Origin of the sequence: Actinotalea sp. (assembly GCF_035443605.1) — a bacterium.
GTDB lineage: Bacteria > Actinomycetota > Actinomycetes > Actinomycetales > Cellulomonadaceae > Actinotalea.
Window position 1 is genome coordinate 1 of the sequence record NZ_DAORSQ010000072.1, and the last position, 14,096, is coordinate 14,096.

The window sequence follows — 14,096 nt, forward strand, 5'->3', positions numbered from 1 at the left end:
ACGCGGGGCACACCGTCGTCATCGGCGACGAGAAGTACGCGCTGCACCTGCTGCCGTCGGGGATCCTCTCGCCCGGGGTGACCCCGGTGATCGGCAACGGCGTGGTCATCGACATCGAGGTGCTGTTCCGCGAGCTGGACGCGCTCGTCGCGCGCGGCGTCGACGTGTCGCGCCTGCTGGTCTCGGCGAACGCGCACGTCATCGCGCCGTACAACCGGACGCTCGACCGCGTCACGGAGCGCTTCCTCGGCAGCCGCAAGATCGGCACCACCGGGCGCGGGATCGGCCCGACGTACGCCGACAAGATCAGCCGCGTGGGCATCCGGGTCCAGGACCTCTTCGACGAGCACATCCTCACCCAGAAGATCGAGGGTGCGCTGGCCCAGAAGAACCATCTGCTGGTCAAGGTCTACAACCGCCGCGCCATCACGGTCGAGGAGACGGTCGCGGACCTCCTGACCTACGCGGAGCGGCTGCGCCCGATGGTCGCCGACACCGCCCTGGTGCTCAACCAGGCGCTGGACGCCGGCAAGACGGTGCTGTTCGAGGCCGGCCAGGCGACCATGCTCGACGTCGACCACGGCACCTACCCGTTCGTCACGTCGTCGTCGGCCACCGCGGGCGGCGCCTGTACGGGCTCGGGCGTGGGGCCCACGCGGATCGACCGCGTCGTCGGGGTCATCAAGGCCTACACGACGCGCGTCGGCGAGGGCCCGTTCCCCACCGAGCTGTTCGACGCGACCGGCGAGTGGCTGCGCCAGCAGGGCGGGGAGTACGGCACGACGACGGGCCGCCCGCGCCGCTGCGGCTGGTACGACGCCGTCGTCGCGCGGTACTCCAGCCGCATCAACGGGCTGACCGACCTGGTCGTCACCAAGCTCGACACCCTGACCGGGCTCGAGCGCATCCCGGTGTGCGTGGCGTACGACGTCAACGGCGTGCGGCACGACGAGATGCCGGTGGACCAGTCCGACCTGCACCACGCCGTGCCGATCTTCGAGGAGCACGAGGGCTGGACCGAGGACATCTCGGGCTGCCGCGTGTTCGAGGACCTGCCGGCGTCGGCGCAGCGGTACGTGCTCGCGCTCGAGGCGATGAGCGGCTGCCGCGTGTCGGCGATCGGCGTGGGCCCGGGCCGCGAGGCGACGATCGTGCGGCACGACCTGCTCGGCTGACGCGCCGCGCCGCGCCGCGCCGCGCGGTCGGCCGGCCAGCGGTCGGTGCCGGTCGCAGCGGCCGTCGTCCGGCCGCCGGGTCACGCTGCGTCGGCTCGCCGACCCCACGTCGCGGCCAGGCCGAGGCTCACCGCGAGCACGAGGGTCGTGGGGGTCCAGAGCGCGCGTTCGACCGCGGAGCTTGAGGCGAGGTTGAGCGCGACCCCGAGGGCGGTGTAGGCGGTGAGCCCCAGGGTCGCCGGTCGCAGCCAGCGGTCAGGGACCGGAGCCCAGGTGTCGCGCCCGCCCTGGCGCAGGGCTGTCGCGGCGACGCCGACCCACACCACGGCCGCCGCCCCGCTCGCTGCGCGCAGGCCGGTGCCGATCTGCGCCTGCTGCCCGCCCCACGCGGCCTCGCCCCACGGGACGCCGAGCGCGAGGGCCGCCTGGAACGCCGCGACGCCGAGGCAGAGGCCGGCCGCGACGGTCCCGGCCGCCGCGGCGGCACGGCGACGGTCCACCCGACGGCGTCCCGGTGCGCCCGCGGCGAGGGGTGCGGCTCCGCGCGAGTCTCGGGGGCGGGTGGTGGGTCGGTGCGGGGCGGTCGTCACGGTGTGGCCTCTCGGTGCAGGGCGAGATAGAGTAGATATCTGACAGCAATATCTCTCAGATAGGTTGAGATGGCAAGGGAACGGCAGACCGATCTGGCCGTGCTCGGCGCGCTGAGCATCGCGCCGATGACCGGGTACGCCCTGCGGGAGGGGATCCGGGACGTGCTGGGGCAGTTCTGGAGCGAGAGCTTCGGTCAGATCTACCCGACCCTCGCGCGGCTCGAGGGCGAGGGGTACGTCGTGCGCCGTGCGAGCGGGCGGGCGTCGGTCTTCGCGTTGACCACCGCCGGACGCGTGCGCCTGCGCGAGCTGCTCGCCCGTCCCGCCGCGCCCGCGCCGCCGCGCAACGGGCTGCTGCTGCGCCTGTTCTTCGGCCACGAGCTGGGGCCCGCGGCGTGCCGGGCGCTCGTCGAGCAGCACCGCGCGGACGCCGTCGGCACCCTGGCCGGCCTCGCGGCCGCGCGCGCCGACGTCGAGGCGGAGCCGCCGAGCGATCACCGGGCCTATGCGCTGCTCACCGTCTCCGCGGGCGAGCACGGCGCCCGTGCGGCCGTTGCCTGGGCCGACGAGGCGCTCGCCCTCCTGGACGAGCTGGCCGCGCCGCCGCCGACCGCCCCGCACTAGGCTGCACCTCCGTGAGGATCCTCGTCATCGGTCCGGGCGCGCGCGAGCACGCCATCGTCCGCTCCCTCGCCGCCGGTGGGCACGAGCTGCACGCCGCGCCCGGCAACCCGGGCATCGGCCAGGTCGCGACGCTGCACGCCGTGGACGCGCTCGACGGCGCGGCCGTCGCGGCGCTGGCCACCGAGCTGGCCGCAGACCTCGTGGTGGTCGGGCCGGAGGCGCCGCTCGTCGCGGGCGTGGCCGACGCCGTGCGCGCCGCGGGGATCGCCTGCTTCGGCCCCAGCGCCGAGGCCGCAGCGCTCGAGGGCTCCAAGGCGTTCGCCAAGGAGATCATGGCCGCCGCCGGTGTGCCGACCGCCATGGCGCACGTGTGCACCACGCTCGAGGAGGTCGCCGAGGCGCTCGACGCGTTCGGCGCACCGCACGTGGTCAAGGACGACGGGCTGGCCGCCGGCAAGGGCGTCGTCGTCACGGACGACCGTGCCGAGGCGCTCGACCACGCGCGCGGGTGCCTCGCCCGCGCGGGCGGCACCGTGGTGGTCGAGGAGTACCTCGACGGCCCCGAGGTCTCGCTGTTCTGCGTCAGCGACGGCACGACGGTGGTCCCGCTGGCCCCGGCGCAGGACTTCAAGCGCGCGCACGACGGCGACGCCGGCCCCAACACGGGCGGCATGGGCGCCTACTCACCCCTCACCTGGGCCCCGCCCGGCCTGGTCGACGAGGTCGTGGCCCGCGTCGCGCAGCCGACCGTCGACGAGATGCGCCATCGCGGCACGCCCTTCGCCGGCGTGCTCTACTGCGGCCTCGCGCTGACATCGCGCGGGATGCGGGTCATCGAGTTCAACGCACGGTTCGGGGACCCGGAGACCCAGGTGGTCCTGGCGCGGCTGGCGACCCCGCTCGCCGAGCTGCTGCACGCGGCCGCCGTCGGGCACCTGCACGAGCACTCGCCCCTGCGCTGGCGCGACGATGCGGCGGTGACCGTGGTCGTCGCCGCCCATGGCTACCCGGCGGGGGTCCGTGCGGGTGACCCGATCGAGGGCGTCGCCGACGCCGAGCAGGTGCCGGGGGTGCACGTGCTGCACGCCGGGACCGCAGCCGCGGCCGACGGGACCCTCGTCTCAGCCGGCGGCCGGGTGCTGTCCGTCGTGGGGGTGGGGGCCGACGTCGAGACGGCGCGCGCCGTGGCCTACGCGGGGGTCGAGCGGATCTCCCTGCGCGGCTCGCACCACCGCGGCGACATCGCCGCGCGGATGCCCGTGCTGGACGCCCAGGACGGCGCCGACGCGGACGACGACGGTCCGGCCTCCTTCGACCTGGGCGGCGGCGATGACTGAGCACCTTGCGCTCCCGGGCTGGGTGCACACCTACTCCGGCAAGGTCCGCGACCTGTACGTGCCGGCCGCGCCCCACCCCGACGGCGACGTCGTGCTCGTGGTCGCGAGCGACCGGATCAGCGCCTTCGACCACGTGCTGCCCACACCCGTGCCCGGCAAGGGCACCGTGCTGACCCAGCTGAGCCTCTGGTGGTTCGAGCAGCTGGCCGACCTCGTGCCCCACCACGTCGTGACCGCCGCGGGCGGGCCGGGCGGGGTGCCGGACGCGGTCGTCGGGCGCGCCATGGTCTGCCGCCGGCTGGAGATGTTCCCCGTCGAGTGCGTGGCGCGCGGGTACCTCACGGGCTCGGGCCTGGTCGAGTACCGCGCGGGCGGGCAGGTGTGCGGGGTGCCGCTGCCGGCCGGGCTGGTCGACGGCTCGCGGCTGCCCGAGCCGATCTTCACGCCCGCGACGAAGGCCGAGCTGGGCGAGCACGACGAGAACGTCTCGTTCCACGAGGTCGCGGAGCGGATCGGGCACGACGACGCCGCGCTGCTGCGGGACCTGACGCTCGCGGTCTACGCGCGGGCCGAGGCGATCGCGCGCGATCGGGGGGTGATCCTCGCGGACACCAAGCTCGAGTTCGGCCGCGCGCTCGAGGGGCCGCACGCCGGAGCGGTGGTGCTCGGCGACGAGGTGCTGACGCCGGACTCCTCGCGGTTCTGGCCGGCGGACTCCTGGGCGCCGGGCCGTGCGCAGCCCAGCTTCGACAAGCAGTACGTGCGCGACTGGCTCACGTGCTCGGAGTCCGGCTGGGACCGTGCGGGCGACGCCCCGCCGCCCCCCCTGCCGGCCGACGTCGTGCGCCGCACCCAGGAGCGCTACCTCGACGCGTACCGCAGGCTCACGAGCCGCGACCTGGCGCTGCCGGGGGTGTGATCCACGCCGCAGTCATCGCCAAGTTAGGTAAGGCTATGCTTCACTAGGGACCCCACACCTCGTGAGCAGGAGCCGCATGTCCAGCACAGCGCCCGTCCGCACGGAGCCCGCGTACCGCGGCTTCCCGGTCGAGGTGGCGCGCGTGCGGCGGCTCAGCCCGTCGTTCCTGAGGATGACCTTCACGGGTCCCGACCTGCACGAGTTCGGCGACACCGGCCTGGACCAGCGGATCAAGCTCGTGCTCCCCGCGGCCTGCGGTGCGCCGCCGGACCCCGCCGGGTTCACCGGCGAGGACTGGTTCCTCGCCTGGCGCGCCCGGCCCGAGGGTGAGCGCGAGACCCTGCGCACCTACACGGTGCGGGCCGTCCGGCAGCACCTGCGGGAGGTCGACGTCGACGTCGTGCTGCACGGCGTCGCCCCCGGCACCGTGACGACGCGCGGCTGCGGGCTCGCCGAGCTGCTCGGCTGCTCGTGCTCGGCGACCGCCGGTCCGGCCGTCCGCTGGTGCGCCGCGGCCCGCCGGGGCGACCCCGTCGTGCTCGTCGGCCCGAACGCGAGGTACGACGGGCCGCCGTCTGGCATCGAGTGGCGCCCGCCGGTCGAGGCGACGCGCTACCTGCTCGCCGGCGACGAGACCGCGGTCCCCGCGATCTGCTCGATCCTCGAGCAGCTGCCCGCGGACGCCCGCGGGCACGCGTTCCTCGAGGTCCCGACGGCCCACGACGTGCTCGAGGTCCGCGCGCCGGCCGGGGTGCAGGTGCAGTGGCTCCCACGGGACGCCGCCCAGGCGCACGGCCGGGCGCTGCTCGGCGCGGTGCGGCGCACGCTGGGTGGCGTGGGTCCGGCTCCCGTCGGCGTGCGGGGCCACGACGGGGCCGCGCGGCCCGCGGGCGCTGCGAGTCCCGCGGGCGCTGCGAGCCCCGCGGGGGACGCGAGCCCCGCGGGGGACGCGAGCCCCGCGATCGCCCCCGCGCCGGACGCCCCCGTCTGGGACGTCCCCGAGCGCTCCCGCTCCGCCGACGGCCTGTACGCCTGGGTGGCCGGGGAGGCCGGGACGGCGCGCGACCTGCGCCGCCTCCTCCTGCGCGAGGCGGGCCTGGACCGCTCCGCCGTCGCCGTCATGGGCTACTGGCGCGCCGGCCGGCCAGAGGCGGCCTGACCCGACCGCTCGCAGCACGCCGCACGCACCCCGCAGACCTGCGACCGTGTCCCTGGGACCCGGCCGCACCCGGACGACGTCGTCCACCTGACCGAGTCACCGAACCTGGGAGAGATCCATGCCCGCACGCCGATCGCGCGCCCTGCTCGCCACCGCCACCGCCACCGTCGCCCTCGCCGCCACCCTGGCCGCCTGCGGGGGGACCGCAACGGAGGCCACCCCGCCCGCGTCCCCGTCCGACGGCGCAACCGACGCCTTCCCGGTCACCATCGAGCACGCGCTGGGCACCACCGTCGTCGAGCGGGCCCCCGAGCGGGTGGTGACCATCGGCTGGGGCTCGCAGGACACCGCGCTGGCGCTGGGCGTCGCACCCGTCGGCGTGCCGTTCGACGGCTGGGCCGGCGACCCAGGGACGGGCCTGCTGCCGTGGACCGCCGAGGCGTTCGACGCCCTGGGCGCCGACGCCCCGACCACCTACCTCGACCTGCCCGAGGTCGACGTCGAGGAGATCGCGGCGCTGGACCCGGACCTCATCCTCGCCACGTACTCGGGCATCAGCCAGGAGGTCTACGACCAGCTCTCCGCGTTCGCCCCCGTGGTCGCCTACCCCGACCAGCCGTGGCTCGTCTCGTGGCAGGACCAGACGCTCCTCAACGGCCGCGCGCTGGGTCTGGCCGCCGAGGCGGAGGCCCTCGTCGAGGAGATGGACGCGACCGTCGCGCAGGCCGCGGCCGACAACCCGTCGCTCGCGGGCGTCACCTTCGCCTACGTCTACGCGAGCCCGGACGGCACGCTGTCCGCGTACGTCGCCGGTGACCCGCGCGTGGACCTGCTCACCGGGCTGGGCATGGAGCTGGCCCCCGGGGTGGCCGCCCTCGAGGTGCCGGCGGGCTCGTTCTTCGTCAACCTCGGCACCGAGAACGCCGACGTGCTCGCCGACGCGGACGTGCTCGTCACGTGGTTCAACGACGAGACCGAGCAGGCGACCGTCGAGGCGATGGGCACCTTCGCGGCGATCCCCGCCGTGGCGAGCGGGCACTACCTGCCGATCCTCGACCGCGGCCTGGGCATGGCGATGAGCACGACGACGGCGCTGTCGCTGCCGTGGGGCCTGGACGCGTTCGTCCCGCAGCTGGTCGCCGCCGTCGGTGACTGAGACCCGGGCGCCCAGGGCCGCCGTCGGCCGCACGGCGCTGCTCGTCGGGACCGCGGCCCTGCTGCTGGTCGCCGTCGTGCTCAGCGTCGCGGTCGGCGCGCGGTCCCTGGCGCCCGGGGTGGTGTGGGAGCTGCTGTGGCGCCCGGACGGCTCGGCGGACGCCGCGATCGTGCACGAGCTGCGGGTGCCGCGCACGCTGCTCGGGCTCGCCGTGGGGGCCGCGCTCGGCCTGTCCGGCGCGCTGCTGCAGTCGCTGACGCGCAACCCGCTGGCCGATCCCGGGCTGCTCGGGGTCAACGCCGGGGCCGCGGCCGCCGTGGTGGTCGGGCTCGCCGCCGGGGTGTCCGGGCTGCGGGCACAGGTCTGGCTCGCGGTGCTCGGGGCGGGCGTCGCGGCGGCGGCGGTGCACCTCGTCGGCGGGCAGGCCGCGGGCCGGCGCGCGGCCCCCGAGCGGCTGGTGCTCGCGGGGGCGGCGGTCAGCGCCGCGCTCATGGCGCTGGTCTGGGGGCTGACGCTGCTCGACCCCGACGTGCTGGACCGGTTCCGGTCGTGGATGGTCGGCAGCCTGTCGGGCCGCGACCTCGCGGTGCTCGTCCCGGTGGCGCCGGTGCTGGCGGTCGGGCTCGTCCTGGGGCTGGCGCTCGCCGGTCCGCTCAACGCGATGGCTCTGGGCGAGGACACCGGGCGCGCCCTGGGGCTGCGGCCGGGCCTCGTGCGCGGGACCACGGGGCTCGCGGTGACGCTCCTGTGCGGGGCCGCGACGGCAGCCGTCGGGCCGCTGACCTTCGTCGGGCTCGCCGTGCCGCACGCTGTGCGGTCGCTCACCGGGCCGGACGACCGCTGGGTGCTGCCGCTGTCCGTGCTCGCGGCGCCGGTGCTCGTGCTCCTGGCCGACGTGCTGGGCAGGGTGGTCGTCCCGCCGGGCGAGCTGCCGGTCGGCGTGGTCACGGCGTTCCTCGGCGCGCCGGTGCTCATCGCGCTGGTGCGGCGCCGCGGGGTCGTCCGGTGAGCCGGCCGGCGGGCACCGTGGACGGCGGGCCGGGGTCGGGTGGCGCCGTGGCCGAGCGGTCCGCGCCCGGCGGCGCCGGCGTCCGCGTGCTGCGGCTCGCCGAGGGGCGGATGTCGCTCCGATGGCGCCCCCGGACCGTCGCCGTCGGTGCGGCGCTGGCCGGGCTCGCCGCCGCGGGCGTGCTCGTGGCGCTGGTGCTCGGCGACTTCCCCCTGACCCTGGGCGAGGTGCTGGGCGCGCTGCTCGGCGCGGACGGCTCCTCGGGTGTGGTGGTGCGCGACCTGCGGCTGCCGCGTGCGCTCGCGGCGCTGGGCGTCGGGGCTGCGCTCGCGGTGAGCGGCGCGCTGTTCCAGACGCTGGTGCGCAACCCGCTGGGCAGCCCGGAGCTCATCGGGTTCACGCAGGGCGCCGCAGCCGGTGCGGTCGCGGGGATCGTGCTGCTCGGCACGACGGGGGCCGCGCTAGCGGGATCCGCGCTGGGGGGCGGGGTGGTCACGGCCGTGGCCGTCTACCTGCTCGCCGTGCGGCACGGGCTGCTCGGTGCGCGGCTGGTGCTCGTGGGGATCGGGGTGGGCGCGATGCTCAACGCGGTCACGTGGTGGCTGCTCACCCGGGCCGAGCTCGCGACGGCGCGGACCGCGACGGTGTGGCTGGTCGGGTCGCTCAACGCGCGCGGCTGGGAGCACGTCGCGCTCCTCGCCGGGGCGCTGGTGGTGCTCGGTCCGCTCGCCGTCGTGGTGGGGCGTGCGCTGCGTGTGGTCGAGCTGGGCGACGACGTCGCGCGCGGGCTGGGCCTGCCGCTGCACCGCACCCAGCTGCTGCTCGTGACGCTCGCTGTGGCCGCCGTCGCCGTGGCGGTCGCCGTGGCCGGGCCGGTGCCGTTCGTCGCGCTCGTCGCCCCTCAGGTGGCGCGGCGACTGGTCCGCGGGCCGGGCATCGGGCTCGGGACGGCGGCGCTCGTCGGGGCCGTGCTGCTGCTCGGGGCCGACCTGCTCGCCCAGCACCTGCTGACGACGGCCCTGCCGGTCGGCGTCATGACCGGCGTGCTCGGCGGGGTGTACCTGGCAGGGTTGCTGCGTCGCGACGCGAGGAGGACGGCATGACCGAGCCCACGGCGCTCGTCGCCACGGACCTGACGCTCGCCTACGACCGCCGCGTCGTCGTCGAGCACCTGGACCTCGCGGTGCCCCCGGGCTCGTTCACCGTGGTCGTCGGGCCCAACGCGTGCGGCAAGTCGACGCTGCTGCGCGGGCTGGCGCGGCTGCTCACGCCGCGCACGGGTGCGGTGCTGCTCGACGGGCGCGCGGTGCACCAGCTGCCGACCCGGGAGGTGGCGCGGCGCATCGGGCTGCTGCCCCAGACGGCGCTCGCACCCGAAGGGATCACCGTGGCCGACCTCGTCGCGCGCGGCCGCTACCCGCACCAGTCGCTGCTGCGCCAGTGGTCGGCGGCGGACGAGGCCGCGGTGGCGCACGCGCTGCGGCTGACGGGCGTGGCGGATCTCGCGGACCGGCCGGTCGACGAGCTGTCCGGCGGGCAGCGCCAGCGCGTGTGGCTCGCGCTGGTGCTGGCCCAGGAGACGCCCGTGCTGCTGCTCGACGAGCCGACGACGTTCCTCGACATCGCCCACCAGGTCGAGGTGCTCGACCTGTGCGCCGACCTGCACGAGCAGGGCCGCACCCTCGTCGCCGTGCTGCACGACCTCAACCAGGCCGCGCGGTACGCGACCCACCTCGTCGTCATGCACGACGGCGCGATCGCCGCGCAGGGCCGGCCAGGGGAGGTCCTGACGGCAACCCTCGTCGCCGAGGTCTTCGGCCTGCCGTGCCGCGTGGTCCCCGACCCGGTGACGGGCACCCCGATGGTCGTCCCCGAGGCCCGCGTCCGCCGCTGAGCGGCACCGCCCGGCCGAGTTCTGGAACGGATCAGGGCCTCCGGAGCCCCGATCCGTTCCAGAACTCGGCCGGGAAAGGGGCCTAGGCTGCCGCGGTGAGCCTGATCCTGCGCGGGGCCCGGGTGGTCGACCTCGGCGGGGTGCCCGGTGGCGGCCCGCCCGGCGCCGTCGACGTGCGCCTCGCCGACGGCCGGATCGTCGCCGTCGTGCCCTCGGCGTCCCCCGACGGCGCCTCCGGACCGGCGTCCGCCGCCGGCGCCCCGGGACTGACTCCCGCGCCGGGCGACGAGGTCGTCGACCTCGACGGCCGCTGGGTGGTCCCCGGGCTGTGGGACGCGCACGCGCACGTGGGCCAGTGGGCCCTGGCCCGGCGCCGGCTCGACGTCGCCGGTGCGACCAGCGTGCACGAGGTCGCCGCCCTCGTCGTCGGGCGGCTGCGCACCGACCCGCCGCCGGACGGCGCGATGCTCGTCGCGTTCGGCTTCCGCGACGGCCTGTGGCCCGAGCGCCCGACGGCGGCGGCGCTCGACGACGCCCTCGCGGCGGCCGGCCTGCCGCCCACACCCGTCGTCGTGGTCTGCGGGGACCTGCACAGCGCGTGGCTCAGCACGCCCGCCATGGCCCGGCTGGGCGTCGCGGCGTCGGGGGACGGGATGGTGCGCGAGGACGACTGGTTCGGGCTCATGGGCGTCATCGACGCCGTGCCGCCGCAGGTGCTCGACGGCTGGGTGGCGCAGGCCGTCGACGCGGCGGCCGCGCGCGGCGTGGTGGGGATCGTCGACTACGAGCTCGCGGACAACCTCGTCGACTGGCCGCGCCGGATGGCGGCGGGGACGCGCGGCGTGCGGGTCGCGGCAGGGCTCTGGCGCGAGCACCTCGACCGCGCCGTCGCGCGCGAGCTCGCCACGGGCGACGTCGTGCCCGGCACCGACGGCCTGCTGACGGTCGGCTCGCTCAAGGTGATCTCGGACGGCTCGCTCAACACGCGCACCGCCTACTGCCACGACCCCTACCCGGGCCTCACCGGCCCCGCGGCGCACGGCGTGCTCAACGTGGGCCCCGACGAGCTCGTGCCGCTCATGGCCAAGGCCGCTCGGGCCGGGATCCACGCCGCGATCCACGCGATCGGGGACCGGGCCAACGCGCTCGCGCTGGACGCCTTCGCCGCCTCGGGCGCGCGCGGCTCGATCGAGCACGCCCAGCTGCTGGACGACGACGACGTCGCGCGGTTCGTCGCGCTCGGCGTCGCCGCGAGCGTGCAGCCCGAGCATGCGATGGACGACCGCGACGTCGTCGACCTGCTCTGGGCCGACCGCGCCGGGCGGACCTTCCCGCTGCGCCGGCTCCACGAGGCCGGGGTGCGGCTGCTGCTCGGCTCCGACGCTCCGGTCGCGCCCCTCGACCCCTGGTACGCGATCTCGGCCGCCGTCGACCGGGCGAAGGACGGTCGCGCGCCGTGGCACCCGGAGCAGGCGCTGCCGGCGGGCGTCGCGCTGGCCGCATCGGTGCGCTCGCGGGTCGCCGTCGGGCAGGTCGCGGACCTCGCCGTGCTCGACGCCGACCCGCTGACGGTGCGGGGCGACGCGCTGCGCACGATGCCCGTCGCGGCCACCCTGCTCGCCGGCCGGTGGACCCACCGCGTGCTCTGAGGGCCCCGTCCGCACGGCAGGATGGGGGCATGCGAGCTGTCGTCCACCACGGCGGGTTCGACGTGCGCGTCGAGCACCGGCCGGACCCGTCCCTGCGCGAGCCCACCGACGCCGTCGTGCGGGTGCTGCTGTCCTGCATCTGCGGCAGCGACCTGTGGCCCTACCGGCGGCCGGGCGAGCGCGACGGCGGGCCGGGGCCGATCGGCCACGAGTTCCTCGGGGTGGTCGAGGAGGTCGGGGCCGACGTCGTGACCGTCCGCCCGGGCGACGTCGTCATCGCGCCGTTCGTGTGGAGCGACGGGACGTGCCCGCACTGCCTCGCCGGTGTGCACACGTCGTGCGTGCACGGCGGGATCTGGGGGAGGGACGGCGCAGACGGCGGTCAGGGCGAGGCGGTGCGCGTGCCGTGGGCAGACGGGACCCTCGTGGTCGCGCCGGTGGCGCCGGACGACGAGCGCCTGCCCGCCCTGCTCACCCTCTCCGACGTCATGGGCACGGGGCACCACGCCGCGCTCGCCGCCGGGGTGGGGCCCGGGTCGACGGTCGCGGTGATCGGCGACGGCGCCGTCGGGCTGTGCGGGGTGCTCGCTGCCCACCGGCTCGGGGCAGAACGGATCCTGCTGCTGGGACGGCACGAGGACCGGATCGCCGTCGGGCGCGGGTTCGGGGCGACCGACGTCGTCGCCGAGCGCGGGGACGACGCCGTCGCACGGGTCCTGGAGCTGACCGACGGTCTGGGCGTCGCGCACGTGATGGAGTGCGTGGGCATGCAGTCCTCCTGGGACGCCGCGATCGCGATCGCCCGGCCCGGCGGCACCGTCGGGTACGTCGGCGTCCCGGCCGGCGTGACGACCGGGCTGCCGCTGGGCACGATGTTCGGCCGCAACGTGGCCGTGCGTGGCGGGGTCGCCCCGGTGCGCGCCTACCTGCCCGAGCTGCTCGCCGACGTGCTGGCGGGCGTCATCGACCCGTCGCCGGTCTTCGACCTCGAGCTGTCGCTCGGGGACGCGCCGGCCGGCTACGCCGCGATGGACGAGCGGCGTGCGATCAAGGTGCTGCTGCGGCCGTGAGCGAGGGTGGGCGCGGGGACCTGGGTGGCGTGGCCGTCGACGCGCGGGCGGCACGGACGATGCGCGCGGTCTGGTTCGACGCCTTCGGCGGGCCGCTGGAGCTGCGCGACGTCCCCGCGCCCTCGTGCCCCGCGGCGGGCGTCGTCGTGCGCGTCGAGGCGACCGGGGTCTGCCGCAGCGACTGGCACGGCTGGCGGGGGCACGACGACGGGATCGCGCTGCCGCACGTGCCGGGCCACGAGCTGGCCGGGACCGTCGTCGAGGCCGGCCCCGAGGTGCGTGACTGGCGCGTCGGCGACGTCGTCACGGTCCCGTTCGTCAACGCGTGCGGCGCGTGCGCGGCGTGCGTCGCGGGCGAGCAGCAGGTGTGCGAGCGGCAGACCCAGCCCGGGTTCACGCAGCGGGGCTCCTTCGCCGAGCTCGTCGCGCTCGACCACGCCGACGTCAACCTCGTCCGGCTGCCCGCGGGGATGTCGCCCGTCACGGCGGCGTCGCTGGGCTGCCGGTTCGCCACGGCGTACCGGGCGCTGACGGTGCACGGGCGGGTGCGGGCCGGCGACGAGGTCGCGGTGCACGGCTGCGGCGGCGTGGGCCTGTCCGCGGTGATGATCGCCGTCGCCTCCGGCGCGCGGGTGGTGGCGGTCGACGTGTCGGCCGCGGCCCGGTCCGCCGCGCTGGAGCTGGGCGCCGCGGTGGCGCTGGACCCGTCCGGCCTCGGGCCCGAGGAGGTCGCCCTGCTCGTCGCCGACGCGACCGGCGGCGGCGCGCACCTCTCGCTCGACGCCCTGGGCCACCCCGACGCCGCGCTCGCCTCCGTGCTGGGGCTGCGCCGGCGCGGGCGGCACGTCCAGGTGGGGCTGCTGCTCGCGGGCCACGCGCGCACGGCGCTGCCGATGGACCGCGTGGTCGGCTGGGAGCTCGAGGTCTACGGCAGCCACGGCATGGCGGCGCACGAGTACCCGGCGATGCTGGCCGCGGTGGCGAGCGGCGCGCTGGCCCCGGAGCGGCTCGTGGGGCGGACCATCGGGCTCGCCGAGGCCGGCGCGGCGCTCGCGGCGATGGGCGGTCCGGCCACGGCCGCGGGCATGACGGTGGTCGAACCCCAGCGCCCGTAGGCTCCGGTGGTGTGTGATGGGGGCGGGAGGAACACCATGTCCGCACGCAACGTCCGTCGCACGCTCGCCACCACCGCCGGGGCGCTGGCCGTCGTCCTGCTGCTCAGCGCCTGCGCTGCCAGCGGCAACGACCTCGCAGGGACGCCCGCGGCTGACGGCGAGGTCGCCGGGTTCTGGCTGGGCCTGTGGCACGGGTTCATCGTCCCCGTGACGTTCATCGTCTCGCTGTTCACCGAGACGGTCGGGATCTACGAGGTGCACAACGTCGGCGGCTGGTACGACTTCGGGTTCCTGCTCGGGGCGTCGGCGACGCTGGGCGGCTCCGCCGGCGGCGGGGCGGCGGGGCGCCGGTCGCGGCACTGAGGGGCCGGTGCGCGAGGACCCGTCCGGCGAGGACCC

General features: G+C 76.6%; 14 protein-coding genes. 13 read left to right on the forward strand and 1 reads right to left on the reverse strand.

Annotation, left to right across the window (positions count from 1 at the left end):
* Nucleotides 1-1,175 (forward strand): adenylosuccinate synthase (locus tag PKY62_RS09135; protein ID WP_324536399.1); only part of this gene is annotated, 1,175 nt, incomplete at its 5' end.
* An 80-nt stretch (nt 1,176-1,255) separates the two neighbouring features.
* On the opposite strand, the gene PKY62_RS09140 is transcribed toward PKY62_RS09135, so the two are convergent.
* Entirely contained in the window at nt 1,256-1,675 is a 420-nt protein-coding gene (locus PKY62_RS09140) for a hypothetical protein (RefSeq protein WP_324536400.1), read from the reverse strand.
* A 159-nt stretch (nt 1,676-1,834) separates the two neighbouring features.
* Here PKY62_RS09140 and PKY62_RS09145 point away from each other — a divergent pair, with 159 nt between their 5' ends.
* From PKY62_RS09145 to PKY62_RS09200, 12 genes are all read left to right on the forward strand, one after another.
* The gene (locus PKY62_RS09145) at nt 1,835-2,389 is read left to right on the forward strand and encodes a PadR family transcriptional regulator (protein ID WP_324536401.1); all 555 of its coding nucleotides are present in this window, start codon (nt 1,835-1,837) and stop codon (nt 2,387-2,389) included.
* Between the two features lie 11 nt (nt 2,390-2,400).
* The gene (purD, locus tag PKY62_RS09150; protein ID WP_324536402.1) at nt 2,401-3,726 is read left to right on the forward strand and encodes a phosphoribosylamine--glycine ligase; all 1,326 of its coding nucleotides are present in this window, start codon (nt 2,401-2,403) and stop codon (nt 3,724-3,726) included.
* Nucleotides 3,719-4,645: a phosphoribosylaminoimidazolesuccinocarboxamide synthase gene (locus tag PKY62_RS09155; RefSeq protein ID WP_324536403.1), complete on the forward strand. Its 927-nt coding sequence runs from the start codon at nt 3,719-3,721 to the stop codon at nt 4,643-4,645. Before purD ends, PKY62_RS09155 begins: the two co-directional genes overlap by 8 nt.
* Before the next feature lie 76 nt (nt 4,646-4,721).
* On the forward strand, nt 4,722-5,804 hold the full coding sequence (locus PKY62_RS09160; RefSeq protein ID WP_324536404.1) for a siderophore-interacting protein: 1,083 nt from the start codon (nt 4,722-4,724) through the stop codon (nt 5,802-5,804).
* A 118-nt stretch (nt 5,805-5,922) separates the two neighbouring features.
* Nucleotides 5,923-6,960, forward strand: a complete 1,038-nt coding sequence (locus PKY62_RS09165) for an ABC transporter substrate-binding protein (protein WP_324536405.1) — start codon at nt 5,923-5,925, stop codon at nt 6,958-6,960.
* Nucleotides 6,953-7,969, forward strand: coding sequence for a FecCD family ABC transporter permease (locus PKY62_RS09170; protein WP_324536406.1), 1,017 nt, complete (start codon nt 6,953-6,955; stop codon nt 7,967-7,969). The genes PKY62_RS09165 and PKY62_RS09170 overlap by 8 nt, the downstream gene beginning before the upstream one ends.
* Nucleotides 7,966-9,072 carry a FecCD family ABC transporter permease gene (locus tag PKY62_RS09175; RefSeq protein ID WP_324536407.1) on the forward strand — a complete coding sequence of 369 codons (1,107 nt, stop codon included), beginning with the start codon at nt 7,966-7,968 and terminating at the stop codon, nt 9,070-9,072. The genes PKY62_RS09170 and PKY62_RS09175 overlap by 4 nt, the downstream gene beginning before the upstream one ends.
* Nucleotides 9,069-9,863: an ABC transporter ATP-binding protein gene (locus tag PKY62_RS09180; RefSeq protein ID WP_324536408.1), complete on the forward strand. Its 795-nt coding sequence runs from the start codon at nt 9,069-9,071 to the stop codon at nt 9,861-9,863. Before PKY62_RS09175 ends, PKY62_RS09180 begins: the two co-directional genes overlap by 4 nt.
* A 95-nt stretch (nt 9,864-9,958) precedes the next feature.
* Nucleotides 9,959-11,512, forward strand: a complete 1,554-nt coding sequence (locus tag PKY62_RS09185) for an amidohydrolase (RefSeq protein WP_324536409.1) — start codon at nt 9,959-9,961, stop codon at nt 11,510-11,512.
* Nucleotides 11,513-11,541: 29 nt separating this feature from the next.
* A complete protein-coding gene (locus PKY62_RS09190) occupies nt 11,542-12,582 on the forward strand; it encodes a zinc-dependent alcohol dehydrogenase family protein (protein WP_324536410.1) in 1,041 nt (346 codons plus the stop codon).
* A 59-nt stretch (nt 12,583-12,641) separates the two neighbouring features.
* The gene (locus tag PKY62_RS09195) at nt 12,642-13,697 is read left to right on the forward strand and encodes an alcohol dehydrogenase catalytic domain-containing protein (RefSeq protein ID WP_324536412.1); all 1,056 of its coding nucleotides are present in this window, start codon (nt 12,642-12,644) and stop codon (nt 13,695-13,697) included.
* Between the two features lie 36 nt (nt 13,698-13,733).
* Complete coding sequence (locus PKY62_RS09200; protein ID WP_324536411.1) at nt 13,734-14,060, forward strand: hypothetical protein; 327 nt, start codon at nt 13,734-13,736, stop codon at nt 14,058-14,060.
* Nucleotides 14,061-14,096 lie beyond the last annotated feature (36 nt).